The organism is Bordetella genomosp. 12, assembly GCF_002261355.1.
GTDB lineage: Bacteria > Pseudomonadota > Gammaproteobacteria > Burkholderiales > Burkholderiaceae_B > Bordetella.
The window spans coordinates 35,549-62,037 of the sequence record NZ_NEVU01000003.1 but is presented as its reverse complement, the minus strand read 5'-3'; the positions used below and the strand labels follow the sequence as shown (position 1 = coordinate 62,037).

Here is a 26,489-nt window from a genome sequence, read left to right as displayed (position 1 = left end):
TCACCAGCCGGGGCCTTCGGCCGGTGCGGTGCGGCGCGCACTGGGAGCTGGCGCGCGCCGCCGGGCCTGCCTTGCAGGTCAGCCGATCTGGTCTTGCGTGATGGCTTCCAGCGAGGTCTGGATGTCCAACCACTCTTCTTCGAGCGTGTTCAGGCGTTTCGCCAAATCGCCATGCTCGCTCATCACCTGCTGGCGCTCGGCGCGCCGGGCATCGGTGTAGAGATCGGTATCGGCGATCAGGGCATCCAGCGCCTGCAGGCGCGCACGCAGCTTGTCCATGTCGCCCTCGACCTTGGTCAGGCGGGCTTGCAGCGGCTTGCGCAGCGTGGCCTGTTTCTGACGCTGTTCGGCCTCCAGGCGGCGCTGGGCTTTGCGGTCGATGCCTTCGCTTTCGCGGGGAGCGGCTTCGGCGCGCTCTTGCGCGTTGCGGGCGGCCAGCCAGTCCCGGTAGTCCTCCAGATCGCCATCGAACTCTCTGACCTGCCCGTCGGAGACGATCCAGAAGCTGTCTACCGTCGTGCGAAGCAGATGCCGGTCATGGGAGACCAGCAACATGCTGCCGGAGAATTCGGCCAGCGCCGCGGCCAGCGCCTCGCGCGTCTCGACGTCCAGGTGGTTGCTCGGTTCGTCCAGCAGCAGCAGATTGGGCTTTTGCCACACGATGAGTGACAGGGCCAGGCGGGCTTTTTCGCCGCCGGACATGGGCGCCACCTTGCTGTTGACCGTGTCCCCGGAGAAACCGAAGCCGCCCAGATAGTTGCGCAATTCCTGTTCGCGCACATCGGGCGCCAGACGCGCCAGGTGCTGCAGCGGGGCGGCTTCCAGATCCAGCATGTCCAATTGGTGCTGATGGAAGTAGCCGATGGCTAGGCCGCGTGAGGCCCGCCGCTCGCCGGCCTGCAGCGGAATCTCTTCAGCCAGCGTCTTGATGAGCGTGCTTTTGCCCGCGCCATTGGCGCCGAGCACGCCGATACGCGCACCGGCGCGGACCATCAGCGTGACGTCGCGCAGAATGGAGACGGGCTGGCCCGCGGCGTTGGTATAGCCCGCCGCCATCTTATCCAGCACCAGTAGCGGATCGGGCGTGTGATCGGGCGAGGGGATACGGATGTCGATCCCGGCCTCCGCATGCAGGGGCGCAAGCGTCTGCATACGCGCCAGCGCCTTGACGCGGCTTTGCGCTTGCTTGGCTTTGGAGGCCTTGGCCTTGAACCGGTCGATAAAGCCCTGCAGGCGCGCGGTCTCGCGCGATTGGCGTTCGTGAGCGAGGCTGGCCTGGCGCAGCCGTTCGGCGCGCTGGGTCAGAAAGTCGTCGTAACCGCCGCGATAGCGGATCAACTTGCCGTGGTCGAAATGCAGGATGACGCGCGCGACGGCGTCGAGAAACTCGGTGTCGTGGGAGATCAGCAGCACGGTGCCCGGATAGGCGGCCAGCCACTTTTCCAGCCACAGCATGGCATCGAGATCCAAGTGGTTGGTGGGCTCGTCCAGCAGCAGCAGCTCTGACGGCGCCATCAGGGCACGCGCCAAGGCCAGGCGCATGCGCCAGCCTCCGGAAAAGCTGGCCACGGGCTGCATCCACTCTTCGGGCGCGAATCCCAGCCCCGCCAGGAGCTGCTCGGCACGCGAGTTGGCGCTCCAGACATCGGCTTCTGCCAGAGCGGCTTCCAGTTCGGCGATCCGCGTACCCTGGTCGTCGCTCAGACTGGCGCGTTCGGCCTGCAGTGCGCGCAGATGCGTGTCACCGTCGATGACGAACTCGCGCGCAGGCTTGTCATCGGCGGCAATCTCCTGCTGTACGCTGGCAATGCGCCAGCCGGCCGGCAGATCCAGCGAGCCGGCGTCCTGGTCCAGCGCGCCGGTCAGCAGCGCGAACAGCGTGGACTTACCGGCCCCGTTCTTGCCGACGAAACCTACTCGTTCGCCGGGGTTCACAACGAACTCCGCGCCGTCGAGCAGCACCTTGGTGCCGCGGCGCAACGTCAATCCAGAAGCACGTATCACAACTGCTCGCGGGTCAACAGCAGGATCTGATCCGAGGCTTGCTCGGTATCCAGCCACAAGGGTTGCAGATCGGGGAAGGCGGCCTCGAAGTGGTCGCGCTCGTGGCCGATCTCCAGCACCAGCACGCCTTGCGGCGTCAGGTAGCGCGGCGCGGCCTGCAGAATCCGGCGCACCAGGTCCATCCCGTCCAGGCCGCCAGCCAGCGCCAGTGACGGTTCTGCGCGGTACTCGGCCGGCAGTTCGGCCATGGATTGGCTGTTGACATACGGCGGGTTGCAGACAATGACGTCATAGGCCGCCTCGGGCAACGCGTCGAACAGATCGCTCTGATGCAGCGCCACTCGATCCTCGAGCCCGTAATCGGCGACGTTGCGGCCAGCCACCGCCAAGGCATCGGCCGATACGTCCACGGCATCGACACGCGCATGCGGAAAGGCCAGGGCGGCGAGGATGGCGAGGCAGCCCGAACCGGTACACATGTCCAGCGCACGGTCGACCGATTCCGGATCCTGTACCCAGGGGCTCAGGCCATGGTCGAGCAGTTCGGCGATGGGCGAGCGCGGCACGATGACGCGTTGGTCGACATAGAAGCGCTGGCCGCGCAGCCAGGCCTCTTGTGTCAGGTAGGCCGCCGGTATGCGCTCATTGACGCGGCGGTCGATCAGGCTGAGCACGCGGTCGCGTTCTTCGCTCAGCACGCGCGCATCCAGAAAGGGATCCAGCGTGTCAGGAGGCAGATGTAAACCGTGCAGCACCAGATAGACGGCCTCGTCCCAGGCGTTGTCAGAGCCGTGGCCCAGCGCGACAGCGCCAGCATGAAAGCGCGAGACCGCGTAGCGGATCAGGTCGCGCAGGGTCTGCAGTTCTTGGCGATCGATAGACGGCATAAAGCCTCAATGTGCCGGCAGCAGGTTTTCCAACGTGCGCCGGTAAATGTTCTTCAAAGGAGTCAGGCTGTCGAGCGCGATGCGCTCGTTGATCTTGTGGATCGTGGCGTTGCAGGGCCCGAACTCGATGACTTGGGGACAGATTTTGGCGATGAAGCGGCCATCCGACGTTCCGCCCGTGGTGGACAGCTCGGTGGTGCGGCCGGTTTCGGCCAGAATCGCCGCCGACAAGGCGTCCGTCAGCGAGCCACGCGCCGTGAGAAAGGGTTCGCCGCCCAATTCCCAGGCCAGGTCATACTCCAGACCATGGCGATCGAGCACCTCATGCACGCGTGCCTTGAGCGAATCGGGTGTGCTGGCCGTGGAGAAACGGAAATTGAACGACACGACGGCCTCGCCCGGGACCACGTTGGTGGCGCCCGTGCCCGCCTTCATATTGGAAATCTGAAACGTCGTGGGCGGGAAGTATTCATTTCCCTGATCCCATTCAATACCGACCAGGTCGGTCAAGGCCGGAGCGGCCTGGTGCACCGGATTGCGCGCCAGGTGGGGGTAAGCCACATGCCCCTGGATACCTTTGACGGTCAGTTGACCCGACAGCGAACCGCGGCGGCCGTTTTTGCACACATCGCCGACATCCGTGGTGGAGGTGGGCTCCCCCACGATGCAGTAGTCCAGCTGTTCGCCGCGGGCCTGCAATGCTTCGCAGACGATGACCGTACCGTCAATGGCCGGACCTTCCTCATCCGAGGTCAGCAAGAAAGCAATCGAGCCTTCGTGCTGGGGATGTGCGGCAACGAATTCTTCCACCGCCACCACAAAGGCGGCGATGGAGCTCTTCATGTCGGCCGCGCCCCGGCCATACAGAAAGCCATCGCGCTCGGTCGGCACGAAGGGATCGCTGTCCCATTTTTCGCGCGGGCCGGGCGGCACGACATCTGTGTGGCCGGCAAAGACCACCAAGGGGGCTTGCGAGCCACGGCGGGCCCACAGGTTGGTGACGCCGCCGCGGGCGATGGTTTCGCAGACAAAACCGATGCGCGCCAGGCGATCAGCCAGCAACTGCTGGCAATCTTTGTCGTCCGGCGTGACCGACGGACGGGCGATCAGGTCTTTAACCAGATCCAGTACGGTACTCATCAAGCCCTCAGCAGATCGTTGATGCTGGTCTTGGCGCGGGTCTGTGCATCGACGCGCTTGACGATCACGGCGCAGGCCAGGCTGTGCGAACCGTCTGCCGAGGGCAGCGAGCCCGGCACCACGACCGAGCCGGAAGGCACGCGGCCGTAGGTGATCGTGCCGGTGGCGCGGTCATAGATCTTGGTGCTTTGCGACAGGAACACGCCCATGGCCAGCACGGAGTTCTCTTCGACCACGACGCCCTCGACGACTTCGGAGCGCGCGCCGATGAAGCAGTTGTCTTCGATGATGGTGGGGTTGGCCTGCAGCGGCTCCAGCACGCCGCCAATGCCCACGCCGCCGGACAGGTGAACATTCTTGCCGATCTGTGCGCAGGAACCGACCGTTGCCCAGGTGTCGACCATCGTGCCTTCATCGACATAGGCGCCGATGTTGACATAGGAGGGCATCAGCACGACGTTCTTGCCGATGAAGGCGCCACGGCGGGCCACGGCGGGCGGCACCACGCGGTAACCGCCGGCCTTGAAGGCTGCGGCGCCGTATTCTGCGAACTTGGTGGGCACCTTGTCGTAGAAAGTCAGGGGCGCTTCGCCCATCACTTCATTGTCCTGCAGGCGGAAAGACAGCAGGACCGCTTTCTTGATCCACTGATGCACGACCCACTGGCCGCTGGATTTGTCGGCCACGCGCAGGCGGCCATGGTCCAGCGCGTCGATGGTGTGCTCGACCGCTTCACGCACTTCGGCGCTCGCATCGGAAGGCGACAGATTGGCCCGGGCTTCCCAGGCTTTTTCGATAGTGGTTTGCAGATCGAGAGTCATGAAGCTTTTACTTTCCAAGGGTTGGTCAAACGGAAGTCTTGATGAAATGCGCAATGCGCTCGGCAGCTTCGACGCATTGCGCCAAGGGAGCCACCAACGCGATACGCACGCGCCCGGCGCCCGGATTGACGCCATGCGCGCTGCGGGCGAGAAAACTGCCCGGTAATACGGTTACGCCCGTGCGCCCATACAGGTCACGCGCAAAAGCGGTGTCCGAGCCGGGCGTGGGCGCCCACAAATAGAACGCTGCCTGAGGCTGCCGCACATTCATCACGCGTTGAAGAATGGGCAGCACCGCGTCGAACTTGGCCCGATACGCGCGGCGGTTTTCCGCCACATGCGTCTCGTCTTCCCAGGCAGCGACGCTGGCCGCGGCAATTACCGGGCTCATGGCGCTACCATGATACGTCCTGTACAACAGGAAGCGGTTGATGAGGCTGGCGTCGCCCGCCACAAAGCCGGAGCGCATGCCAGGCACATTGGAGCGCTTGGACAGACTGGAGAAGGCCACCACATTGCGATAGTCATCGCGGCCGAGGCGACGCGCGGCCTGCAGGCTGCCCAGCGGGGCGTCGTCGAAATAAATCTCCGAATAGCACTCATCGGAGGCAATGACGAAACCGTGCTGGTCAGATAGCTCGAACAGCACGCGCCAGTCTTGCAGCGACATCACATTGCCGGCGGGATTGCCCGGCGAACACACGAAAACCAATCGCGCGCGCTTCCACACCTCTTGCGGCACAGCCGCCCAGTCGCAACCGAAATCGCGTGCGGGGTCGGCATTGACGAAGTAGGGCGTGGCGCCGGCCAGCAGCGCGGCGCCCTCATAGATCTGATAGAAAGGATTCGGGCAGATCACCAAGGCATCGGCAGCGGGATCGATCACAGCCTGGGTGAACGCAAAGAGTGCTTCACGCGAACCCAGCACGGGCAGGACCTCGCGGTCGGCGTCCGGAGCGGGAATGCTGTAGCGTTGCGACAGCCATTGTGCGATCGCCTGGCGCAGCGCCGGCTCACCTTTGGTGGCGGGGTAGACGGACAGACCTTGCAGGTTGGCGCAAAGCGCCTCGCCCACCCGCGCAGGCGCTGCATGCTTGGGTTCGCCTATCGAGAGATTGATGGGCGCCAGCCCCTGCGGCGGCGCTCCGGCCTCGGCCAGCAGCGCGCGCAATTTTTCGAAGGGGTAGGGATGCAGAGCATCGAGTCTTGGATTCATAGAGCAAGATTTTAACAAGCAAGCTACAATAGCGGGCTTGGCTTTGCGAAGGTGGCGAAATTGGTAGACGCACCAGGTTTAGGTCCTGACGCCGTAACAGGTGTGCGGGTTCGAGTCCCGCCCTTCGCACCAATAAATTCCTGAGAATCAAAGGCTTGGATAATTCCGAGTGTTGATTCCTGGGCTTCAGGGCTGTCTGGCAAGGAAATGACATCATTTCGCCAGCGTCCCGGCAGATGACGCACCGCTTCGTGCCGCCGACTTGCGCGGCCGCCTAGCCGGTGCGTTTTTGCTTTTCTGCTGCCCATGTTGGGCGCCGTTAACGAAAACACGCCGATGCCGGCGCGTGCCCGGATGGCGGGCGGTCTGCCGCGCCAGCGCCCGACCTGGGCTGATCTTTACGGTCATTCGCGGCGAAACGGAAGCGAAACGGGCGCGGCGCTTTGTCGCGGCCGATTTGCCGCTCACTCTTGTGGTCAATACGGAGTATCGTGGCGGCTTTCCATCCTGGGTGGCTTTGGCAATGCGCGCGTCCGATCAGGGGTTTTTCAGGCAGTTGGGCTCAGTGGCCGGCTATATGGCGGGGTTGGCGCTGTTGTTTATTGGTTTTGTCGCCTTGCTCGGATTTCCGTGGCGCTGGGTCTTGCCCACGGTGGTTGTGCTGGAGGTGCTGGCTATCCTGTTGGTCTTGCGCGTGGAGTACTCCGCTCGACGCGTCGACGGCGCCAGCGGTTGGATGACCTTCGGTTTTCTTTTTGGCCACGCCTGGCTGTTTGGCGGGGCGGCGCTGCTGCGTTTGGCCGTATGGCTTTGGCAGCACTTCGTGCATTGAACGCTGCCCGGCCACGCCCGCCTACGGTGGCAGCGTGGCGGGCAAGCTCGGGTCCGGTCAGCCCGGAGGGCGGCTGAGCAGCCAGTACGTGCTGCGGGTCACCGCTTCGTCCAGGCAGATTTCCTGGCTGAAGCCCAGCTTGCGATAAAAGGGCAGGCTTTCGGGATTGAAGGTTTCCAGGTAGGTGCCGGCGCCTTGCCGGTCGGCCCGGGCCAGCGTGGCCGCAAGCAGGCGGCGGCCCAGCCCCTGGCCTTGCGCGCCGGGGCGCACGCCCAAAATGGACAAGTACCAACTGTCCTGCAGGTCGGCAGGCAATTGCCGGTTCATGTTCTCGCAGATGCGGACGTAGTTGTCGTAGCCTTGCGCCGAGAGTAACTGCTGCAAGGCCCGGCTTCGGGTATCGGCCAGTGCCTGGCGTCGTTCAGCGCTGCCTCGCAGGGTGTGCCAGATGGCAATGCCGTCGGGATCGGCGACGCAGACCTCCCCTGTGCCCAGGGCTTCGTCAATCGCCAGGCGAGCATAGCTCTCCAGTTGCTGCAGTCGCTCCGCATGCGTCGCAGCATCTGGCGTGACAGCTTGGTAAAAGGGGTCTGAGGCCAGCGCTTCGGCCAGCGCCGAGCATACGGCTTGGGAAATCAAAACAACACTCCAGAAAGGGCATCGTGGCCGCGGCGTGATGCGCGGGGCCGAACCGCGCATATGGTAACCGCAGGCCCAGGGTGGCCGGTTGGTCCCGCCGGCGCCGGTTTTGTATCCCTTGCGCGAGACCGGGTGAGTGCGCCGGTCACCGGCATGGCGTGCCGTCCGGCTCCATCCTGTTATCTGCAGGCAGGTGTCCCGCCATTCGTTATGGAACAGTCTCTTCAGGTTTGTCCGGGCAAGCGCTCCAGTGTCCAGTCTCCGGCTTGAAGATGCAGGCAGTGCGTGTGAAAGACCGTCAGCGTGTTGCGGTGGCCCACGCTGATCAGGATGCTGTCCGGCAAAGCACGTCGCAGGTGCTGATACATCGCGGCTTCCAGCCCTTCGTCCAGCGCGGAGGTCGCTTCATCCAGAAATACGATGCCCGGGCGGTTGATGAGTGCCCGAACAAAGGCGATGCGCTGTTGTTCGCCGAGAGACAGTACGCGCGACCAATCGAGATCGTCATCGAGGCGTGCCCGCAGATGGCTCAGGCATACCTGATCGAGTATCGCCATCAGCCGCGCATCCTGATCGAGCCCAGCGGCGGCGGGGTAGTGAATGGCGTGCCTGAGGCTGCCCAGGGGCAGATACGGTCGTTGCGATAAGAACAAGGCTTGCTGGCGGACGGGCCGCTCGACTTGGCCCTCGGCGTAGGGCCACAGGCCAGCCAATGCGCGCAGCAGTGTGGTTTTTCCCACGCCTGAATGGCCCTGGATGAGCAGGGATTCTCCCGGGTGCAGCACGACGTTGAGCGGCGGGAACAATGCGCTGTGATCCGGGCGTTCGAGACGCAGGCTGCGTACCTCGAAGCGTCCGGCCACGTGCAGGGTGTGAACCGAGGGCAGGGCGCGTGCTGCCTCGTTGGTATCCAGAAAGCCGTTCAGGCGCTCCAGCACGGCGCGGTATTGAGCGAAGCTGTCGTAGGAATTGCGAAAAAAAGACAGCGCATCCTGGACTTGACCAAATGCTTGTGCGGTCTGCATCACGTCGCCCAGCTTGATCGCGCCGCTAAAGAACCTCGGTGCCTGCACGATGAAGGGAAAGACCACTGCGATCTGACTGGCGGAAAGATTGAAGGCGTCGAATTTCAAGCCGCGAAACACCAACGCCCAGGCGTTGGCGATCATGGCGCTGAAACGGTTGGACAGGGTGCGAGCTTCGATAGGTTCGCCTGCATAGAAGGCGATGTTTTCGGCGTTCTCGCGCAGGCGCATCAGGGCATATCGGAAATGCGCGGCCAATCGCTCTTTGAGAAAGCTGAGTCTTATCAAGGGGCGGCCGATACGGAAGGCAAAAAGCGTTGCCACGATCACATACAGATAGACGGCGAAGACCATGCCGTGCGGGATCTGCACGCTACCCAAAGGCAAGGCGCCCGCCAGCCCCCAAAGAATCAATGTGAACTCGACCAGCGATACGAGCGCGCTGATCGTCCCGAGGGCCAGGGTTCGGGAGCCAATGACGAAACTGTTGATGTCCAGTTCGATACGTTGGTCAGGATTGTCAGCGGGATTCGGCAGGAAGTGGTCGCGGTAGTAGGCACGACCTTGCAGCCAGTCTGCGGTCAGTCGCTGGGTCAGCCACTGACGCAGCCGGATATCAAATGCTTGTCCGGCATAGCTATCCAGCAGTGTGCGCAGGACGTGCACCGCCGCCAGCACCGCAAAAATCCCCAGATAGCGCCAAAATGCGGCGCCATCCAGCGCCTGCAGTGCGCTGTAAAAGCCGTTGTACCAAAAGGAAAAGAGGACGGTCATTCGCACCCCGGCCAAGGCGAGCAGCAAAAGCACCGCCAGGGTGACGAGGGGTCTGTAGGAGCGCTTCGGCGCCAGATAGGGGCCGGCGAGCCGCCAGAACTGTCGGCCCCAGCGGGTGGAGCGGATCAGTAGGACGCCGGCCGCTGCGCAGGCTGATGCACAAATGAGAAACGCGTTCAGCAGCCATATGAGGCTATCGCTGAGCTGAGAGTGCCAATCCATGGTCTTCCGAGTGGCCGACTGCGGCCATGCCACTTAGATCGGCTGGCGTGGATTGGTTCCAGTGGCGGGAGGTTGTCTGCGCCCGATTGGGGCAAGGCATGGCACTCGGACGGCGGCGTGCGGGATCGGACCCGTGTTGCTGGCATCGGCGGGCTTGAGGGTGTCAGTAATGTGTTGCGCTCGAACAACGGTTTGCTACTGTCGTTGCGAGTGCAAAACATAAACGCCGGCTTGCGCCGGCGTTTATTGAACTGTTCACGTATGGCGGCGTTTTTGGGCGCCGCCATTAATCACATGGATTAATAATCCAGTTCGCCAAAGCTGTATTGCCCGTTAGTCTTGGCTTGCGCCAGTTCTGCCTTGACTTGAGCGCGGGTCAGCGACGGAGCGCTGGCTTGCACGGCTGGGTAGTCCAGTTCGCCGAACGTGTATTGACCGCTGGCCTTGGCCTGTTGCAGATCCGCGGCCACTTGAGCCCGGGTCGTGGCGCTGTCGGCCTGGCTGTAGACGCCTTGGAAGGGAACGTCATTGGGTTCGATGTTCTGCGATGCGTAAGCACCGGTGCTCAAGACGGCAAGGGATACGAGCACTGCACTGGTAAGGGTCTTCATGGTGATACCTCCGGTTCGTTGGATCTGGGATCCGGACTCGGCGGCCTTTCCGTCGAAGTTCGTTGTTGTTTCCCGATGACTGAATTGTGCGCCCTTGCAACACTAGGATAAACCCCTGTTTATGGGAATAATTATTCCATAAATATAAGTAATTAGTAATTGAACGTCTTATTTATGTTTTATTTGGGATGATTGTGCGGCTCAGTGACTGGCTTCTCCGCGCCGCGCGGAGCGCTTCGAAGGCGCGATGCGCGCGGCGAGGATCCGGCGATAAAAGGCTGTTGTGACGGCAAGAAGCAAGATACGATCAGACACGTCCCAATGACGCGTTCGGGTGTTTGTCAGCGTAACCAGGGCCGCGCGTAGCCGGCCAGAAAGGAATAGCGAGAAAGAGCACTACCTGTTTTCACATCCTAGGAGCGGCCAGATGGTTCAGCGGCGGTATGTCAGACAAGGTGCGTATCTTTTGGCAATGACGGCGCTGGGGCAGGCCCCGGCATGGGCGGCACCGTCAACGGGGGGGACTCAGGCCAGTGCTGCAGCTGCGGCCGCCAGCCAGATCCAGGCTCATGTCCTGCAACGCACGAATCAGGCGGTAGCCATGGTCCAGGCCGCCGGCATTTTGTTGCTCGATGCCCAAATGGGTTATTTGCAGCAGCGCATGTGGGAGTTGCGCGACGGCGGCGAAGGCGGGCTGTGGACGCGGGGGGGGATCACCAGCTACCACGCATCCACCTCGGATGCGCCAGCCTTCAGGGAGCGGCTCAAATATGGGTCCATCGGGGGTGATTACGGCTGGGACCTCGGGAAAGGCCATCTATTTCTCGGTGTTTACGGCGGCACCGGCTGGGGTAAGGTCCACGACTCGGAAGGCGGCGATGGCAAGATCCGCAACTATTACATCGGCAGCTATCTGACCTACTTCGAACCGGAAGGCTGGTATGTCGATTTCGCCACGCGGGCTGGACGCATCAAGCTGGACATGGAGATAGATGTCCCGCAGCTCAACCGGAGCTACGACGCCAGCGACAAGCACAACGTGTTCACCGGTAGTCTCGAGACGGGCTATCACTTCGCGCTGGGCAAGGGCTGGTTCGTGGAGCCTCAGGCGCAAATCCTGTATGAGTACAGTGGCCAGAACTCGGTGATCGGCCGTGTCGGCGCCCGCGTCGGCCGCGATATCACCCTGGCCGGCGGCAGCAACTTGCGCCCCTATGTGGGCATGTCTTACCTCGCCCAACTCTCCAACGACGACACGGTGGGCTACAACGGCAAGACCTACAGTGCAACGCTGCCGGGCGACCGTTGGCGGATCGGGGGCGGCCTGGCCCTGGACTCGGGCCCGCACCGCGCTTTTGTGGATCTTCGCTACGGGCACGGTCCGGATATCTCGCACGAAGTGACCGCCGTCGTGGGTTACTCCTACCGCTTTTAGCGGCAAGAAAACGCGCCGCCTATAATGCGCCACGCAATGGCGCGGAGTGCCACGATGCCTTATGAGACGCTGTTCTGGTCGATGGCGGCCCTCGTGGCCTTCGCGCTGGGCGCGGGGGTGGCCGCCGGCCACCTTCGCACCCTGGGATCCACCCTGCGCGGCGTAAGCCTGGCTGCCGTGCTGGCGCTGGCGGCCGTGGCGCATCTGTCCTCATCCAATGAGACCGCTGGCATGGCCGCGCTCCTGGCCGTGGCAGCGGGTCTTTTCTGCCTGGTCATTGCCTGCGCTTGCGCGCTTTTGACTCGCCGTGTGCGTCACCGCAAGGTCGGTACGCTTTAGCGAAATGCCCTCTGGGCTCAACCTGGAAACGTGTAATGGAAATCATCAGCCGCCAGACCGGCGAATTTGAATCGGGCATCAGTCTGGAGACCACGATGGACGGCGCCCGTTTTGGCGTCTATATCGTCCTGGGAGAGCCCGATCTGGATGCCATCGCGGACTTCGTCCCGCCCGAAGCCCTGGCCGAAGGGGCATCCATTCACGCGGCCTCCGTCGACAGCGTCGACGGTGCTCAGGAGCAGATTGATGAGGTACTGGAGAATCTCAACCCGGCTGACGTGGTGGTGTTCTTCTGTGCTGACGCCGACTGTTTTGCCGCCGCTTTGGACCTCCTGGGCCTGCCGATCGATGAATGAGCACTAAGTGCTCGCTTTAGCACATTTTCACAGCTATCTCTTTGATTATTAGTAAATAAGACGTCCGCGAATATGGGCGCGAGTTAAAGCTGCACGTAACGGCAGTTTCTATTTGTTGCATTCTTCGGACGCCTTTTTATGGATTATCTTGACTTAGGAGGGGAACCTGACGATAGTGTCGGCACGAGAGATCAAGTGTTGCGAAGTCTGTTCAGTGCCGTGCCTTTTCCGGCATCAGTTATTGTCCTGCTGTCCCCTCCTTGATTGCATCGTGGCTCCGGGTGCGTCCGCACCCACTATCTTAGGAAATACAGTATGGAAACCGGCGTCGTTAAGTGGTTCAACGCAGAGAAAGGTTATGGCTTCATCACCCCGGAATCGGGTGGTAAGGATCTGTTCGCTCATTTCTCCGAGATCCAGTCCAATGGCTTCAAGACCCTCGAAGAGAACCAGCGCGTGAGCTACGTCACGGCGATGGGCCCCAAGGGTCCCCAGGCTACCAAGATTCAGATCATCTAATAAATAGCTGAATCTAGGCCAAAGCCGAGCCCCGAAAGGGGCTTTTTTGTTGCCCGTCGCCGGCGCGACCCCTGGCGTCGCGAGCATTAGAATCCGAGATCACCCTCGTCCTTGGGAGTCAGATATGTCCTCTTCGTCTACCTGCCAGCCTTCGGCAGTGCTGGCTTTCTGGCGCCAGGCCGGACCCCAGCGCTGGTTCACGCGGGATGTGGCGTTCGATGATGATTTTCGCCGGCGGTTTCTGGAGGCGCACTATGCCGCAGCCCGTGGCGAGCTCGCCGGCTGGGAAGCGGACGCCGAGGGCGTGCTGGCTTTGCTGGTGCTGCTCGACCAGTTTCCGCGCAATGCGTTTCGGGGCACCGGCCATATGTTCGCCACCGACGGGCTGGCTTTGGCAGTGGCGCGTCGGGCGGTTGCGCGCGGTCTGGATGTGAAGGTCGAGCCGGAACTGCGGCCATTCATTTATTTGCCATATGAGCACGCGGAAAATAACGAGGCTCAGGAAGAGGGCGTTCGATTAATGACGCCCTTGGGCGGAGAAACCTTGCGCTTTGCTGTTATCCATAGAGATATCATTGCGCGTTTTGGCCGCTTTCCGCATAGAAACGCAAGCCTCGGTCGTGAAACTTCGAGCGAAGAACAGCATTTTCTCGACAGCGGCGGATTTGCTGGTTGAATAATAAGTCCGCCTTTGCTGCTGTTGCGCTGAATACACGGCCCTGTCTGCGGCATTGTGTCGTTTTGTGACAGGTCAGGGGCGGGCTTGCGAGGGTGTCCCGGCGGGTTTGACCGTTGCGCGACATCACTCCTACACTGGCTTGACGAGGTCAAGCGACGCGGTACAGGTCCTATGTCGCAAGCGGGGTTTCCCGTCCCATCCTTGGCGTCCGGCATCCCGCGAGCAATCGCCTCTTTGGTTCAAGGACAGTTCATGGCAACCGGTATTGTTAAGTGGTTCAACGCTGAGAAGGGCTACGGATTCATCCTCCCCGATGACGCGGGCAAGGATCTCTTTGCCCATTATTCGGAGATTCGCAGCGAAGGGTACAAAACGCTGCAGGAGAATCAGCGCGTGTCGTTCGAGATTGGCGAAGGCCCTAAAGGCCCCAGTGCCAAAAACATCATGATTCTTGCTTGAAGTTCTGTGATGAATAAGCCCCGGTTTCAGGCCGGGGCTTATTCATTCCGCAGAGCTTTCAGTGCTCGTGACTGCTTGTCAGTCGATCCACATAGGCGATACCGACCGCCGACAGGATGAATACCACGTGGATGATGGTCTGCCACATGACGCCGGTTTCAGTAAAGCGCGCATTGGCCGAGCCCAGGTTGCCAGCCTCGATGAAGGTCCGTAGCAGGTGGATGGACGAAATCCCGATGATGGCCATGGCCAGCTTGACCTTCAGGACGCTGGCGTTGACGTGGCTGAGCCATTCCGGCTGATCCGGGTGGCCTTCCAGGCGCAAACGCGACACGAAGGTTTCGTAGCCGCCGACGATCACCATGACCAACAGGTTGGAAATCATCACCACATCGATGAGACCCAGCACCAGAAGCATGATGTCCATCTCGCCGAAGCTGTTGGTGTGCGAGACGAGGTGCCAGAGCTCTTTCAGAAAGAGAAAGACGTACACGCCCTGGGCCACGATCAGGCCCAGGTAAAGAGGAAGTTGCAGCCAGCGCGAGCTGAAGATCAGGGCCGGCAGGATGCCGAGCCGGGGGGGCTGTTGGGGATTCATGATTTGCGAGCCTATGGGGGTGTTGGATTCAGGCGGCTCGCATTCTAGCAATGGCGGCTTGCCTTTTGCAGTGCCCGTATGCGCCCGATGAGGCGCTGCGGAAGGGGCGGCGGCAGGGGGTTTGGGGCTGCCGGGCCAGTTTCCGGTAAAATTGCCGGTTTACCCGGTTCGATTCGTCGGTTACCGGGGTCGATTTCTTCTCATCCCTCGGAAAATAGGTCTTTTAATGCAGCCTGTGGTTGAAACCCTCTCCGGCCTGGAGCGCCGTGTTGATCTGGCCATTTCGGTGGCCGACGTGGAAAAGGAAGTCCAGGCGCAGCTCAAGCGCGTGGCCCGCACCGCCAAGGTGCCGGGTTTCCGTCCCGGCAAGGCGCCGATGGCCATGCTCGAGCGCAGCCATGGTCCGAGCATCCGCTACGACGTGATCAACTCCCAAGTGGGCCGTGCCTTTGAGCAGGCCGTCGAAGGCGCCAAGTTGCGCGTTGCCGGCAGCCCGTCGCTCGAGCCCAAGACCGAAGGCGTGGATGATGGCACGCTGGCCTTCGCGGCCACCTTCGAGGTCTATCCCGAAGTCGCCGTTCCCGATCTGGCCGGCCTGGCCGTCACGCGTTACGAAACCGAAGTCAGCGACGCGGAAGTCAACAAGACGCTCGACGTCCTGCGTAAGCAACGCGCCACCTACGAAACCCGCGAAGGCCGCGCCGCGCAAGACGATGACCGCGTCATCCTCGATTTCGCCGGCACCATCGATGGCGTGCCCTTCGAAGGCGGCAAGGCCGAAGACTTCCCCTTCGTGCTGGGTCAGGGCCGTATGTTGCCCGAGTTCGAAGAAGCTGCCCGCGGCCTGAAGGCTGGAGAGACCAAGGTATTTCCGCTGAGCTTCCCCGAGGATTACCAAGGCAAGGAAGTGGCTGGCAAGACGGCCGAATTCACCATCACCGTCAAGGAAGTGGCCGAAGCCGTGCTGCCGGCGGTCGATGCCGAATTCGCCAAGTCGCTGGGTCAGGCTGATGCCGACGTCGAAAAGCTCAAGGCCGACATCCGCAGCAACATCGAGCGCGAAGTCAAAGTCCGTTCGCAAGGCCGCACCAAGACCAGCGTGATGGATTCCCTGGTCGACGCCGCCAAGTTCGACGTGCCCAAGGCGTTGGTGGACAACGATGTGCAAGGCCGTATCGCTCAGGCTCGCGAAGAGCTCAAGCAGCGCGGCGTGCCCAATGCCGACAGCATGCCCATGCCGGCGGAAGTCTTCGCCGCTGAATCCGAGCGCCGCGTGCGTCTGGGTCTGCTGGTGTCGGAGCTGGTCAAGCAAGCGCAACTGCAAGCCAAGCCCGAGCAAGTCCGCGCCCGCATCGAAGAGTTCGCCCAGAACTACGAGCAGCCCGCTCAGGTTGTCAGCTACTATCTGTCGGACCGTCAGCGCCGCGCCGAGATCGAGGCGATCGTGCTGGAGGACAACGTTGTGGCCTACGTGCTGGAAAAGGCCAAGGTAACCGATGAAAAGGTTCCCTTCGATCAGTTGATGGGGATGGCATAACTATGCAGCGATTCACCGATTTCTATGCGGCAATGTATGGCGGGGCGTCGGTGACGCCCACCGGGCTGGGCTATATCCCCATGGTGGTGGAGCAGTCCGGCCGCGGCGAGCGCGCCTATGACATTTACTCGCGCTTGTTGCGCGAGCGCCTGATCTTTCTGGTCGGGCCGGTCAATGACGCCACGGCCAATCTGGTCGTCGCCCAATTGCTGTTTCTGGAATCGGAGAATCCTGACAAGGACATTTCTTTCTACATCAACTCGCCCGGCGGGTCGGTGTATGCAGGGATGGCCATCTACGACACCATGCAGTTCGTCAAACCCGATGTGTCGACCTTGTGCACCGGGTTGGCGGCCAGCATGGGGGCGTTCTTGCTGGCGGCGGGCAAGAAGGGCAAGCGATTTTCGCTGCCCAACTCCCGCATCATGATTCACCAGCCCTCGGGCGGTGCCCAGGGGCAGGCCAGCGACATCCAGATCCAGGCCAAGGAAATCCTCGATCTGCGCGAGCGCCTCAATCGCATTCTGGCCGAGAACACCGGCCAGCCGGTCGAGCGCATCGCCATAGACACCGAGCGTGACAACTTCATGTCGGCTCAAGATGCGGTATCGTATGGCTTGGTAGACAAGGTTCTGGCCCGACGCGAAGACGTTTGATACGTCTTCGCCTGGTTTGCAGGCCCTGCCGCCACGTCCGATAAGCGTTGCATGCCTCTTCCGGCAACGGGAGAGGCATCTCCTACCAGAGACTAGAAACACTTATGCCTGAAAAAAAGGGATCGGCAGACGCAAAAGTGCTGCATTGCTCTTTCTGCAACAAGAGCCAGCATGAGGTCCGCAAGCTGATCGCAGGTCCGTCGGTATTCATCTGCGATGAATGCATAGACCTGTGCAATGACATCATCCGCGAGGAAGCGCAGGCGACCGCGCGCGCGGCGATTCGCTCCGAGTTGCCAACTCCGGTTGAGATCAAATCCTTCCTGGACCAATACGTCATTGGCCAGACCGGCCCCAAGCGTATGCTGGCAGTGGCGGTGTACAACCACTACAAGCGTATCCGGCACGGCGAGATCAAGGGCGACGAAGTCGAGCTCTCCAAGAGCAACATCATGCTGATCGGGCCGACCGGCTCGGGCAAGACGCTGCTGGCGCAGACGCTCGCACGTATGCTGAATGTGCCTTTTGTGATGGCCGACGCCACCACGCTGACCGAGGCCGGTTACGTGGGCGAGGATGTCGAGAACATCATCCAGAAGTTGCTGCAGAACTGCAATTACGATGTCGAGAAGGCTCAACGCGCCATCATCTACATCGATGAGATCGATAAGATCTCCCGCAAGTCCGACAATCCGTCCATTACCCGTGACGTCTCGGGCGAAGGTGTGCAGCAGGCGCTGCTCAAGCTGATCGAAGGCACCGTGGCGTCCGTGCCGCCGCAAGGCGGCCGCAAGCATCCCAACCAGGACTTCGTCCAGGTCGATACGACGAACATTCTGTTCATCGTGGGCGGGGCGTTCGACGGGCTGGAGAAAGTCATCCGTGACCGTACCGAAAAATCCGGCATCGGTTTCTCGGCGTCGGTGCGCGCCAAGTCAGAGCGTGGCGTGGGCGAGCTCTTCAGTGAAGCCGAGCCCGAGGATCTGGTCAGGTTCGGCTTGATTCCGGAACTGGTGGGCCGTCTGCCGGTCGTGGCTACGCTGGATGAGCTCGACGAGGCTGCGTTGGTGCAGATTCTCACCGAGCCCAAGAACGCGCTGGTCAAGCAGTTCCAGAAGCTCTTTGCCATGGAAGGCGCCGAGCTGGATATCCGTCCGGATGCCTTGACGGCCATCGCTCGCAAGGCGCTCAAGCGCAAGACTGGCGCGCGCGGCTTGCGCTCCATTCTTGAGTCCGCATTGCTCGACACCATGTATGACTTGCCCTCCCAGGGGAATGTCAGCCGGGTCGTGCTCGATGACAACGCCATCGAGGGCGGAGGCAAGCCCTTGCTGATTTATGCCGACGACAGCGCCGAGTCTGCCAAAGCGGGGCAGGGCGAGGTTCGAGACGCTGCGGCCTGAGCCCGTTCTCTGTAAAAAAACCCGTCTTTGGCGGGTTTTTTTGCATCTTGATGCCGACTGGCAATCTGCATCTTGATTTTTGGGCTATTGTTCCCATATCAGACGTAACCGACCTTGGGCCTATGTAGCTCTTGTGTCCCTCTCATTCACTCTGAGGAACCCCCTATGTCTGCGAGCCAGACCCTGCCTTCAGATCCGATTGATCTGCCCCTGTTGCCCCTGCGCGACGTGGTGGTGTTTCCGCACATGGTTATTCCGCTGTTCGTCGGGCGTCCGCGCTCGATCCGTGCGCTGGAAGTGGCTATGGAAGCGGGTAAAAGCATCATGCTGGTGGCCCAGAAATCCGCCGGCAAGGATGATCCCACCCCGGAAGACGTTTACGACATCGGTTGCGTGGCGAGCATTCTGCAAATGCTCAAGCTGCCCGACGGCACCGTCAAGGTGCTGGTAGAGGGCAGCCAGCGTGCGCGCATCGATAGCATCCAGGATGCTGATTCGCACTTCACTTGCCAGGTCACGCCGATCGCGCCTGACACGACGGCCGGCCCCGAAGCGGAAGCTTTGCGTCGCGCCATCGTCGCGCAGTTCGAGCAGTACGTAAAACTCAACAAGAAGATCCCGCCCGAGATCCTGACGTCCCTGGCCGGCATCGACGACGCGGGCCGCCTGGCCGACACCATTGCCGCGCATCTGCCGCTCAAGCTCGAGCAGAAGCAGAAGATGCTCGAGATCATACCCACCGCCGAGCGCCTGGAAGGGCTGCTCGCGCAGTTGGAGACCGAGATCGACATTCTGCAGGTCGAGAAGCGCATCCGCGGTCGCGTCAAGAAGCAGATGGAGAAGAGCCAGCGCGACTATTATCTGAATGAGCAGGTCAAGGCCATTCAGAAAGAGTTGGGCGAGGGCGAAGAAGGCGCCGACATCGAAGAGCTCGAGAAGAAGATCATCGCCGCGCATATGCCGAAAGAGGCGCGCAAAAAGGCCGATGCCGAACTCAAGAAGCTCAAGCTCATGTCGCCGATGTCCGCCGAAGCCACGGTGGTGCGTAATTACATCGATACGATCATCAATCTTCCCTGGAAGAAAAAGAGCAAGATCAACAACTCCATCGCCAACGCCGAGCGGGTGCTGGATGACGATCACTATGGCCTGGACAAGGTCAAGGAACGCATCCTTGAGTATCTTGCCGTGCAGCAGCGGGTGGATAAGGTCAAGGCGCCTATTCTGTGCCTGGTAGGCCCTCCGGGCGTGGGCAAGACCTCGCTTGGGCAGTCCATCGCCAAAGCCACCAATCGCAAGTTCGTGCGCATGGCGCTGGGCGGCGTGCGTGACGAGGCCGAGATTCGTGGCCACCGCCGCACCTACATCGGTTCGATGCCGGGCAAGATCCTGCAGAACATGTCCAAGGTCGGCGTGCGTAATCCGCTTTTCTTGCTCGATGAAATCGACAAGCTGGGCATGGATTTCCGGGGCGATCCGTCGTCCGCGCTGCTGGAGGTGCTGGATCCCGAACAGAACCACACCTTCCAGGATCATTACATCGAGGTCGATTTTGATCTGTCCGACGTAATGTTCGTGGCGACCAGCAACACGCTGAACATCCCGCCGGCCCTGTTGGACCGGATGGAAGTGATTCGTCTGTCGGGTTACACCGAAGACGAAAAAATCCATATCGGTAGCGATCACCTCCTGCCCAAGCTGATGAAGAACAACGGCTTGAAGGAGAATGAGCTCACGGTCGAGGAGAGCGCGCTGCGCGACATCGTGCGCTACTACACCCGTGAAGCGGGTGTGCGGTCGCTCGAGCGCGAAGTTGGCAAGATCTGCCGCAAGGTGGTCAAGCAACTGCTCACGGCCAAGGACAAGGGCGAGCCCGAACAGGGTCCGGTCGTGGTCAACGCTGAGAACCTCGACCATTACCTGGGTGTACGTCGCTACACCTTTGGCATGGCCGAGAAAGAGAACCAGATTGGTCAGGTGACTGGCCTGGCCTGGACGGAAGTGGGCGGCGATCTGCTGACCATCGAAGTGGCGGATATGCCCGGCAAGGGCAACATCCAGCGCACGGGTTCGTTGGGCGATGTCATGAAGGAGTCGGTGGAAGCGGCCCGCACCGTGGTGCGCTCACGCGCCCGCCGTCTGGGTTTTGCCGACAGCGTGTTCGAGAAGCACGACATGCACGTCCACGTGCCCGAGGGTGCGACGCCCAAAGACGGCCCGTCGGCGGGTATCGCCATCACCACCGCCATGGTGTCGGCGTTGTCGCGCATCCCGGTGCGCGCTGACGTCGCCATGACCGGTGAAATCACCTTGCGCGGAGAGGTGCTGCCCATCGGTGGCCTGAAGGAGAAACTCCTGGCGGCGCATCGTGGTGGCATCAAGACCGTCCTGATCCCCGAAGAAAACGTGAAGGATCTCGCCGAGATTCCGGACAACGTGAAAAACTTCCTGGAGATCGTGCCGGTGCGCTGGATCGACAAGGTGCTGGAACTGGCGCTGGAGCGTCAGCCCGAGCCCCTGGCCGACGAAGAGCCCGTCAAGGAGGCTCTCGTCAACAAGCCGGTGGAATCTGGCGACCCGGTGCTCAAGCACTGATCGCCGTCTGCGAAGACAAAAACGCCATCTTGCGATGGCGTTTTTTTTGCCCTGCAGCGTGGCGAACCGGCGTCAGTGCAAGCTATGGGTGCGGATCAGGCCGACCGCAATGCCTTCGAGGGCGAATTCATCGTCCGGGCTGAGGACGATGGGCGAGAACTCCGGATTTTCGGGCAGCAATTCGATGCGGCTGCCATGGCGCTGCAGCCTTTTGACCGTGACGTCATCGCCCAGGCGGGCCACGACGATCTGGCCGTTGCGTGCCTCGGCGGCTTTTTTGACGGCCAGCAAATCCCCCTCGAAGATGCCGGCATCGCGCATGCTCATGCCGCGGACCTTGAGCAGGTAATCCGGCGCTTGGGCAAACAGGCCCGGATCCACGCCGACCTCGCGCTCGACATGCTCGGCCGCGAGGATGGGCGAGCCGGCTGCGACGCGGCCGACCAGCGGCAGCAAGAGTTGCGCCAGCGCCGGGATGGGCAGTAGCGGCTGGGCCGCGGTGCCGGGCTCGGGCCCCTTGAGACGGATGCCACGCGATGCGCCGGCGGTTAGCTCGATGGCACCTTTACGCGCCAGGGCCTTGAGGTGATCTTCGGCGGCATTGGGCGACCGGAAGCCCAGCGCTTGAGCAATCTCGGCGCGAGTGGGAGGAAAGCCCGTGCGGGCGACGGTTTGCCGGATCAGATCCAGGATTTCCTGCTGGCGGTCCGTGAGTTTGGTGGCCATGGTAGCGATCCCAATGATGGCCCGGGGCTTGTGTGAACCGCGGACTGTATGTATATACAGCGTGATTCTGGGGGACGCAGCGGAAAAATGCAAGCGCGCCCTGGAGCGGGCAGCGGGCGAGCGGGCATGAAAAAAGCGCCTCAGCTTGGGAGGCTGAAGCGCTTCGGAACTCGCCCGGCGACACCGGGCCCGCACCGGTTTACTTGATCACGGCGGCGATGGCGGCAGCCACGACGTCGATGTTGCGGCTGTTGAGGGCCGCCACGCAGATGCGGCCGCTGGAAACCGCGTAGACGCCGTGCTCTTCGCGCAGGCGATCCACCTGGGCGGCGGTCAGGCCGGAGTAGGAGAACATGCCGCGCTGCTGGAGCACGAAGCTGAAGTCCTGGGCGGCGCCCTGGGCCTTGATTTTTTCAACCAGCTGCTTGCGCATCAGGCGGATGCGGTCGCGCATGCCGGCGAGTTCTTGCTTCCATTCGGCCAGCAGCTCGGGGGTGTTCAGCACGTTGGCAACCACGGTGCCGCCATGGGTGGGCGGGTTGGAGTAGTTGGTGCGGATCACGCGCTTGAGCTGGCTCAGGACGCGTGTCGCCTCGTCTTTGTTGCCGGCCACGACGGTCAGGGCGCCCACACGCTCGCCGTACAGCGAGAAGGACTTCGAGAAAGACGAGCTGATCAGCATGGTCAGATCCATGCCGGCGAACAGACGGACGACCGAAGCGTCCTCATCGAGGTCTTCGCCAAAGCCTTGGTAAGCGATGTCCAGGAAGGGCACCAGCTTGCGGGCCTTGACGACGTCGGCGATCTGCTTCCATTGCTCGGCAGTGGGGTCCACGCCGGTGGGGTTGTGGCAGCAGGCATGCAGCACGACGATGGTTTGCTCGGGGGCAGCTTGCAGAGCCGCCAGCATGCCTTCGAAATTCAGGCCGCGGGTGGCCGCATCGTAATAGGGGTAGTTCTCGACCTTGAAGCCGGCGCGCTCGAACAGGGCGCGATGGTTTTCCCAGCTGGGGTCGCTGATCATGACCTTGGACTGGGGCAGCAATTGCTTCAGGAAATCTGCGCCCACTTTCAGTGCGCCGGTGCCGCCCAGCGTCTGGGTGGTCAGCGCACGGCCCTCGGCGGCCACGACGGAGTCAGCCCCCAGCAGCAGGGTCTGCGCGCCTTTGTTGTAGGCGGCAATGCCTTCGATGGGCAGGTAGCCACGAGCGGCCGCGGCTTCGACGCGGGCGATTTCGGCTTTGCGAACAGCGCCCAGCAAGGGGATGCGTCCCTCGTCATCGTAGTACACGCCCACGCCCAGGTTCACTTTACCGGGACGGGTATCGGCGTTGTACTGCTCGTTCAGGCCAAGGATGGGGTCGCGGGGCGCGAGTTCGACAGAAGCGAAGAGGGTGCTCATGGATGTTGGGAGTATGGGTGGACGCACGTTGATGTGCTGTGGATAATGGGGGGTTTACCCTCGGACAGTCTAGCATGACAGACCCTGGATTCGTGGAATTTCCCGGTAGCCCGTTTCAGCTCTACCAGCCGTATCCGCCTGCCGGGGATCAGCCTGCGGCCATCGACGGCCTGGCGCAGGGCATCGCCGATGGATTGATGTACCAGACGCTTTTGGGCGTGACCGGCTCTGGCAAGACGTACACGATGGCCAACGTCATCGCGCGGCTGGGCCGCCCGGCGCTCGTGCTCGCGCCCAACAAGACGCTGGCCGCCCAGCTCTACGCCGAGATGCGCGAGTTCTTTCCGCGCAATGCGGTGGAGTATTTCGTCTCTTATTACGATTACTACCAGCCTGAGGCCTATGTGCCCACGCGCGATCTGTTCATCGAGAAGGACTCCTCGATCAATGAACATATCGAGCAGATGCGGCTGTCGGCCACGAAAAGCCTGCTCGAGCGGCGCGATACCGTGATCGTGGGCACGGTGTCCTGCATCTACGGTATCGGCAATCCTGGCGACTACCACGCCATGGTGCTCATCCTGCGCACGGGCGACAATATTTCCCGGCGCGAGGTGCTGGCGCGGCTGGTGGCCATGCAATACACCCGCAACGATGCGGAGTTCACGCGCGGCACCTTCCGTGTGCGCGGCGAGACGATCGATATTTTTCCGGCCGAAAGCCCCGAGCTGGCGCTGCGTCTGACCCTGTTCGACGACGAGGTCGAGACCCTCGAACTCTTCGATCCCCTGACCGGCAAGGTGCGGCAAAAGCTGCCGCGCTTCACGGTCTATCCAGGCTCGCATTATGTGACGCCGCGCGAAACAGTGTTGCGCGCCATCGAAACCATCAAGGAAGAGCTGCGCGAGCGGCTGTCCAGCTTTACCCGCGACGGTCATTTGGTCGAGGCGCAGCGGCTGGAGCAGCGCACGCGCTTTGACCTCGAGATGCTGCAGGAGCTGGGCTTTTGCAAGGGTATCGAAAACTACTCGCGCCATCTGTCCGGTGCTGCGCCGGGCGAGCCGCCGCCCACGCTGATCGATTATTTGCCCGCTGACGCCTTGATGTTCATCGACGAGAGCCATGTGACCATGGGGCAGTTGGGCGGCATGTACCGCGGCGATAGGGCCCGCAAGGAAACGCTGGTGCAGTACGGTTTCCGGCTGCCCTCGGCGCTGGATAACCGGCCGTTGCGGCTCGAGGAGTTCGAGGCGCGTATGCGGCAATGCGTATTTGTCTCGGCCACGCCGGCCGAGTACGAGCGCCAGCACGCCGACAACGTGGTCGAGCAGGTCGTGCGGCCCACCGGCCTGGTGGACCCGGAGGTGGAGGTCCGCCCGGCACTGACGCAGGTCGACGATCTGTTGGGCGAGATCCGCAAGCGCGTTTCCCGCCAGGAGCGGGTGCTGGTGACGACGTTGACCAAGCGCATGTCGGAGGATTTGACGGACTTTCTGACCGAGCACGGTGAACGGGTGCGCTATTTGCATTCCGATATCGACACGGTCGAACGGGTGGAAATCATCCGGGATCTGCGCCTGGGCACCTTCGACGTGCTGGTCGGCATCAACCTGCTGCGGGAAGGGCTGGATATTCCCGAAGTGTCGCTGGTTGCGATTCTGGACGCGGACAAAGAAGGGTTTCTGCGTTCGGAGCGTAGTTTGATCCAGACTATCGGGCGCGCCGCGCGCAATCTGCATGGTCATGCGATTCTGTACGCTGACCGGATTACCGATTCCATGCGGCGGGCGATGGACGAAACCAGCCGCCGGCGCGCCAAGCAGTTGCAGCACAATGAAGACCACGGCATTACGGCGCGCGGGGTGAGCAAGGCGGTGCGCGAAATGATTGATGGCGTTCTGGCGCCGGCCGAGTCGCACGATCCGCTGGAGGCCATGGTGCCGGCTGCGGCCCTGAGCGACGAAAAAGCCATGGCGCGCGAAATCAAACGCCTGGAAAAGCTCATGATGGACCACGCCCGCAACCTGGAGTTCGAGCAGGCTGCGGCAGCGCGCGATGCCCTGACCGCGTTGAAAAACCGCGTTCTGTTGGACGGCGCGCAGTAAGCTCCCGCGGCGCGCGGGGCTGATGCCGCGCGCGCCGCGAGGGCGCGTTATATGCTTATCCGGGGTCGTGTCAAGCCTTGGCGCGCAATATGCAAAAAGACGTCAAAAAACATCATTGCGCGCCTTAATTTTTCTATTCAAGTTATTGATTTTATTGAATAAAAAAATCTTCTGAGATATTGACCCCTAAATCACAAAAAAGCAAAAAAAGCTTGCTATATTCCGGGTTTTCCCGCACACTGGCTCCCATGATGACCAAGGTACTTTTCGTTTGCATGGGCAATATCTGTCGCTCGCCGAGCGCAGAGGGTGTCTTTCGCCATCTGGTGAATGATGCCGGCTTGGGTGAGATGGTGCGGATCGATTCCGCCGGCACGCATGCCTTCCATATCGGCGAAGCCCCGGATGCCCGGGCGGTTGCAGCTGCGCGCAAGCGCGGGTATGACATCAGCCAATGCCTGGCCCGTCAGGTTACGCCGGAAGACTTCCGCGAGTATGACCTGATTCTTGCCATGGATTGGGATAATCTGTCTGCCCTGCAGCAGCAGTGCCCCAAGGCCTATCAGCACAAATTGATGCTGCTGATGCGCTTTGCCAATGATTTCGAAGAAGCCACCGTGCCCGATCCGTATTATGGCGGCCCGGAAGGTTTTGGCAAGGTGCTCGATTATCTCGAGGATGCCTGTCAGGGCGTGCTGGAGCTGGTGCGCAAGCGTGCTACCCAGTACCAGGCAGCCTGATCTCTCTGGGGGCCGAAAGGCCCCGCAGGTTTTGGCGCTTGCCGCCATGCCATGAACCGCGCCCAGGCGCGGTTTTTTCAACTTGAGATACTTAGCAAATTACTCGGGAATTTGCTATACTTGAGGCAATTACTCAGGTATTAGGCCAGAGTGTATAGCCGGGATTGCTGTCTGTATCCGGCAGGCGGGTCCCGACAGATTCACAGGAAACTCATCATGCGGCTAACAACCAAAGGACGTTTCGCCGTGACTGCCATGATCGATCTGGCTATGCGGCAGCATAGCGGCCCGGTCACTCTCGCGGCGATCAGCCAGCGCCAGAATATTTCTCTCTCCTATCTGGAGCAACTGTTCGGCAAGCTGCGCCGTCACGAACTCGTGGACAGCGTGCGCGGCCCCGGCGGCGGCTATTCCCTGGCTCGCCTGGCGCGCAATGTCACGGTTGCCGACATCATCTTCGCGGTCGACGAACCCCTGGACGCCACCAGCTGTGGCGGCAAGCGGGATTGCACCAGCGGCAATGACGGCAAACCCGGCAAGTGCATGACGCACGAGCTCTGGGCGACCCTGAACCGCAAGATGGTCGATTATCTCGATTCGGTTTCCCTGCAGGATCTGGTGGACCAGCAGCGCGTGCGCCAATTGCAGGAAGCCAACAATCAAGCCCAAGGCTGTTCGGTGCGCGTCAATCGCGCAGGCTCAAATGCCAATGCCGCAACGGCCGCCGTCTCGGGCACGGCCGCCAATGCCGCGGCTACCGTTTAAGAAG

At 61.7% G+C, this 26,489-nt stretch carries 25 protein-coding genes and 1 tRNA gene; 15 read left to right on the top strand and 11 right to left on the bottom strand.

All coding sequences use genetic code 11. From position 1 onward, the window contains the following. Positions 1-78: 78 nt before the first annotated feature. The 5 genes from CAL22_RS12420 to dapC are packed head-to-tail and all read right to left on the bottom strand — an operon-like array spanning position 79 to position 6,068. Positions 79-2,004 carry an ATP-binding cassette domain-containing protein gene (locus CAL22_RS12420; protein WP_094813757.1) on the bottom strand — a complete coding sequence of 642 codons (1,926 nt, stop codon included), beginning with the start codon at positions 2,002-2,004 and terminating at the stop codon, positions 79-81. Continuing rightward, entirely contained in the window at positions 2,001-2,891 is an 891-nt protein-coding gene (gene prmB, locus CAL22_RS12415) for a 50S ribosomal protein L3 N(5)-glutamine methyltransferase (RefSeq protein WP_094813755.1), read from the bottom strand. The genes CAL22_RS12420 and prmB overlap by 4 nt, the downstream gene beginning before the upstream one ends. Before the next feature lie 6 nt (positions 2,892-2,897). After that, positions 2,898-4,031, bottom strand: a complete 1,134-nt coding sequence (gene dapE, locus CAL22_RS12410) for a succinyl-diaminopimelate desuccinylase (RefSeq protein WP_094813753.1) — start codon at positions 4,029-4,031, stop codon at positions 2,898-2,900. Further along, positions 4,031-4,852: a 2,3,4,5-tetrahydropyridine-2,6-dicarboxylate N-succinyltransferase gene (gene dapD, locus CAL22_RS12405; RefSeq protein WP_094813751.1), complete on the bottom strand. Its 822-nt coding sequence runs from the start codon at positions 4,850-4,852 to the stop codon at positions 4,031-4,033. The genes dapE and dapD overlap by 1 nt, the downstream gene beginning before the upstream one ends. 25 nt (positions 4,853-4,877) lie before the next feature. After that, positions 4,878-6,068: a succinyldiaminopimelate transaminase gene (gene dapC, locus CAL22_RS12400; RefSeq protein WP_167383628.1), complete on the bottom strand. Its 1,191-nt coding sequence runs from the start codon at positions 6,066-6,068 to the stop codon at positions 4,878-4,880. Positions 6,069-6,113: 45 nt separating this feature from the next. Here dapC and CAL22_RS12395 point away from each other — a divergent pair. Both CAL22_RS12395 and CAL22_RS21145 read left to right on the top strand, forming a co-directional pair. After that, positions 6,114-6,200 (top strand) — tRNA-Leu (locus CAL22_RS12395). Between the two features lie 391 nt (positions 6,201-6,591). After that, complete coding sequence (locus CAL22_RS21145; protein WP_167383627.1) at positions 6,592-6,900, top strand: hypothetical protein; 309 nt, start codon at positions 6,592-6,594, stop codon at positions 6,898-6,900. Between the two features lie 57 nt (positions 6,901-6,957). Here CAL22_RS21145 and CAL22_RS12385 read toward each other — a convergent pair whose 3' ends face one another. The 3 genes from CAL22_RS12385 to CAL22_RS12375 all read right to left on the bottom strand — a co-directional run bounded on the left by CAL22_RS12385 (position 6,958) and on the right by CAL22_RS12375 (position 10,171). Beyond that, on the bottom strand, positions 6,958-7,539 hold the full coding sequence (locus CAL22_RS12385; RefSeq protein ID WP_167383626.1) for a GNAT family N-acetyltransferase: 582 nt from the start codon (positions 7,537-7,539) through the stop codon (positions 6,958-6,960). A gap of 224 nt (positions 7,540-7,763) precedes the next feature. Then, the gene (locus CAL22_RS12380; protein WP_094813743.1) at positions 7,764-9,560 is read right to left on the bottom strand and encodes an ABC transporter ATP-binding protein/permease; all 1,797 of its coding nucleotides are present in this window, start codon (positions 9,558-9,560) and stop codon (positions 7,764-7,766) included. Between the two features lie 299 nt (positions 9,561-9,859). Next, the gene (locus CAL22_RS12375) at positions 9,860-10,171 is read right to left on the bottom strand and encodes a DUF4148 domain-containing protein (protein ID WP_094813741.1); all 312 of its coding nucleotides are present in this window, start codon (positions 10,169-10,171) and stop codon (positions 9,860-9,862) included. A 427-nt stretch (positions 10,172-10,598) separates the two neighbouring features. Between CAL22_RS12375 and CAL22_RS12370 the strand changes: the two genes are divergently transcribed. The 6 genes from CAL22_RS12370 (at position 10,599) to CAL22_RS12345 (ending at position 13,958) form a co-directional block, all read left to right on the top strand. Further along, positions 10,599-11,606: an autotransporter outer membrane beta-barrel domain-containing protein gene (locus CAL22_RS12370; RefSeq protein ID WP_094813739.1), complete on the top strand. Its 1,008-nt coding sequence runs from the start codon at positions 10,599-10,601 to the stop codon at positions 11,604-11,606. Between the two features lie 54 nt (positions 11,607-11,660). Then, the gene (locus CAL22_RS12365) at positions 11,661-11,945 is read left to right on the top strand and encodes a hypothetical protein (protein WP_094813737.1); all 285 of its coding nucleotides are present in this window, start codon (positions 11,661-11,663) and stop codon (positions 11,943-11,945) included. 35 nt (positions 11,946-11,980) lie between these two features. Continuing rightward, the gene (locus CAL22_RS12360; protein WP_094813735.1) at positions 11,981-12,301 is read left to right on the top strand and encodes a hypothetical protein; all 321 of its coding nucleotides are present in this window, start codon (positions 11,981-11,983) and stop codon (positions 12,299-12,301) included. A 315-nt stretch (positions 12,302-12,616) separates the two neighbouring features. Further along, positions 12,617-12,820: a cold-shock protein gene (locus tag CAL22_RS12355; protein WP_005014599.1), complete on the top strand. Its 204-nt coding sequence runs from the start codon at positions 12,617-12,619 to the stop codon at positions 12,818-12,820. A 124-nt stretch (positions 12,821-12,944) separates the two neighbouring features. Further along, positions 12,945-13,496 (top strand): DUF924 family protein, encoded by a 552-nt coding sequence (locus CAL22_RS12350; RefSeq protein ID WP_094813733.1) that lies wholly within the window; start codon positions 12,945-12,947, stop codon positions 13,494-13,496. A 255-nt stretch (positions 13,497-13,751) separates the two neighbouring features. Next, entirely contained in the window at positions 13,752-13,958 is a 207-nt protein-coding gene (locus CAL22_RS12345) for a cold-shock protein (protein ID WP_094813731.1), read from the top strand. Between the two features lie 58 nt (positions 13,959-14,016). On the opposite strand, the gene CAL22_RS12340 is transcribed toward CAL22_RS12345, so the two are convergent. Then, the gene (locus tag CAL22_RS12340; protein WP_094813729.1) at positions 14,017-14,556 is read right to left on the bottom strand and encodes a TIGR00645 family protein; all 540 of its coding nucleotides are present in this window, start codon (positions 14,554-14,556) and stop codon (positions 14,017-14,019) included. 226 nt (positions 14,557-14,782) lie between these two features. On the opposite strand from CAL22_RS12340, the gene tig reads away from it, so the two are divergent. The 4 genes from tig (at position 14,783) to lon (ending at position 20,747) form a co-directional block, all read left to right on the top strand. After that, on the top strand, positions 14,783-16,093 hold the full coding sequence (gene tig, locus CAL22_RS12335) for a trigger factor (RefSeq protein WP_094813727.1): 1,311 nt from the start codon (positions 14,783-14,785) through the stop codon (positions 16,091-16,093). Between the two features lie 2 nt (positions 16,094-16,095). Further along, a complete protein-coding gene (clpP, locus tag CAL22_RS12330; RefSeq protein ID WP_005014589.1) occupies positions 16,096-16,749 on the top strand; it encodes an ATP-dependent Clp endopeptidase proteolytic subunit ClpP in 654 nt (217 codons plus the stop codon). Between the two features lie 104 nt (positions 16,750-16,853). Next, the gene (gene clpX, locus CAL22_RS12325; protein WP_094813725.1) at positions 16,854-18,152 is read left to right on the top strand and encodes an ATP-dependent Clp protease ATP-binding subunit ClpX; all 1,299 of its coding nucleotides are present in this window, start codon (positions 16,854-16,856) and stop codon (positions 18,150-18,152) included. 165 nt (positions 18,153-18,317) lie between these two features. Beyond that, positions 18,318-20,747 carry an endopeptidase La gene (gene lon / locus CAL22_RS12320; RefSeq protein ID WP_094813722.1) on the top strand — a complete coding sequence of 810 codons (2,430 nt, stop codon included), beginning with the start codon at positions 18,318-18,320 and terminating at the stop codon, positions 20,745-20,747. A 72-nt stretch (positions 20,748-20,819) separates the two neighbouring features. On the opposite strand, the gene lexA is transcribed toward lon, so the two are convergent. Together lexA and CAL22_RS12310 are read right to left on the bottom strand one after the other, a co-directional pair. Beyond that, positions 20,820-21,473: a transcriptional repressor LexA gene (gene lexA, locus CAL22_RS12315; RefSeq protein WP_094813720.1), complete on the bottom strand. Its 654-nt coding sequence runs from the start codon at positions 21,471-21,473 to the stop codon at positions 20,820-20,822. Positions 21,474-21,672: 199 nt separating this feature from the next. Then, a complete protein-coding gene (locus CAL22_RS12310; RefSeq protein WP_094813718.1) occupies positions 21,673-22,875 on the bottom strand; it encodes an aromatic amino acid transaminase in 1,203 nt (400 codons plus the stop codon). A gap of 74 nt (positions 22,876-22,949) precedes the next feature. Here CAL22_RS12310 and uvrB point away from each other — a divergent pair, with 74 nt between their 5' ends. From uvrB to iscR, 3 genes are all read left to right on the top strand, one after another. Beyond that, complete coding sequence (uvrB, locus tag CAL22_RS12305; protein WP_094813716.1) at positions 22,950-24,980, top strand: excinuclease ABC subunit UvrB; 2,031 nt, start codon at positions 22,950-22,952, stop codon at positions 24,978-24,980. A 248-nt stretch (positions 24,981-25,228) separates the two neighbouring features. Then, a complete protein-coding gene (locus tag CAL22_RS12300; protein ID WP_094813714.1) occupies positions 25,229-25,720 on the top strand; it encodes a low molecular weight protein-tyrosine-phosphatase in 492 nt (163 codons plus the stop codon). A 216-nt stretch (positions 25,721-25,936) separates the two neighbouring features. Further along, positions 25,937-26,485 carry a Fe-S cluster assembly transcriptional regulator IscR gene (gene iscR, locus CAL22_RS12295; RefSeq protein ID WP_094813712.1) on the top strand — a complete coding sequence of 183 codons (549 nt, stop codon included), beginning with the start codon at positions 25,937-25,939 and terminating at the stop codon, positions 26,483-26,485. Positions 26,486-26,489: the final 4 nt, after the last annotated feature.

Bases quoted from the DNA above. Each gene is read 5' to 3' on its own strand.
- prmB (WP_094813755.1), bottom strand. From the start codon at position 2,891: ATGCCGTCTATCGATCGCCAAGAACTGCAGACCCTGCGCGACCTGATC.
- dapE (WP_094813753.1), bottom strand. From the start codon at position 4,031: ATGAGTACCGTACTGGATCTGGTTAAAGACCTGATCGCCCGTCCGTCG.
- dapD (WP_094813751.1), bottom strand. From the start codon at position 4,852: ATGACTCTCGATCTGCAAACCACTATCGAAAAAGCCTGGGAAGCCCGG.
- dapC (WP_167383628.1), bottom strand. From the start codon at position 6,068: ATGAATCCAAGACTCGATGCTCTGCATCCCTACCCCTTCGAAAAATTG.
- CAL22_RS21145 (WP_167383627.1), top strand. From the start codon at position 6,592: ATGCGCGCGTCCGATCAGGGGTTTTTCAGGCAGTTGGGCTCAGTGGCC.
- CAL22_RS12380 (WP_094813743.1), bottom strand. From the start codon at position 9,560: ATGGATTGGCACTCTCAGCTCAGCGATAGCCTCATATGGCTGCTGAAC.
- CAL22_RS12375 (WP_094813741.1), bottom strand. From the start codon at position 10,171: ATGAAGACCCTTACCAGTGCAGTGCTCGTATCCCTTGCCGTCTTGAGC.
- CAL22_RS12370 (WP_094813739.1), top strand. From the start codon at position 10,599: ATGGTTCAGCGGCGGTATGTCAGACAAGGTGCGTATCTTTTGGCAATG.
- CAL22_RS12365 (WP_094813737.1), top strand. From the start codon at position 11,661: ATGCCTTATGAGACGCTGTTCTGGTCGATGGCGGCCCTCGTGGCCTTC.
- CAL22_RS12360 (WP_094813735.1), top strand. From the start codon at position 11,981: ATGGAAATCATCAGCCGCCAGACCGGCGAATTTGAATCGGGCATCAGT.
- CAL22_RS12355 (WP_005014599.1), top strand. From the start codon at position 12,617: ATGGAAACCGGCGTCGTTAAGTGGTTCAACGCAGAGAAAGGTTATGGC.
- CAL22_RS12350 (WP_094813733.1), top strand. From the start codon at position 12,945: ATGTCCTCTTCGTCTACCTGCCAGCCTTCGGCAGTGCTGGCTTTCTGG.
- CAL22_RS12345 (WP_094813731.1), top strand. From the start codon at position 13,752: ATGGCAACCGGTATTGTTAAGTGGTTCAACGCTGAGAAGGGCTACGGA.
- CAL22_RS12340 (WP_094813729.1), bottom strand. From the start codon at position 14,556: ATGAATCCCCAACAGCCCCCCCGGCTCGGCATCCTGCCGGCCCTGATC.
- tig (WP_094813727.1), top strand. From the start codon at position 14,783: ATGCAGCCTGTGGTTGAAACCCTCTCCGGCCTGGAGCGCCGTGTTGAT.
- clpP (WP_005014589.1), top strand. From the start codon at position 16,096: ATGCAGCGATTCACCGATTTCTATGCGGCAATGTATGGCGGGGCGTCG.
- clpX (WP_094813725.1), top strand. From the start codon at position 16,854: ATGCCTGAAAAAAAGGGATCGGCAGACGCAAAAGTGCTGCATTGCTCT.
- lon (WP_094813722.1), top strand. From the start codon at position 18,318: ATGTCTGCGAGCCAGACCCTGCCTTCAGATCCGATTGATCTGCCCCTG.
- lexA (WP_094813720.1), bottom strand. From the start codon at position 21,473: ATGGCCACCAAACTCACGGACCGCCAGCAGGAAATCCTGGATCTGATC.
- CAL22_RS12310 (WP_094813718.1), bottom strand. From the start codon at position 22,875: ATGAGCACCCTCTTCGCTTCTGTCGAACTCGCGCCCCGCGACCCCATC.
- uvrB (WP_094813716.1), top strand. From the start codon at position 22,950: ATGACAGACCCTGGATTCGTGGAATTTCCCGGTAGCCCGTTTCAGCTC.
- CAL22_RS12300 (WP_094813714.1), top strand. From the start codon at position 25,229: ATGATGACCAAGGTACTTTTCGTTTGCATGGGCAATATCTGTCGCTCG.
- iscR (WP_094813712.1), top strand. From the start codon at position 25,937: ATGCGGCTAACAACCAAAGGACGTTTCGCCGTGACTGCCATGATCGAT.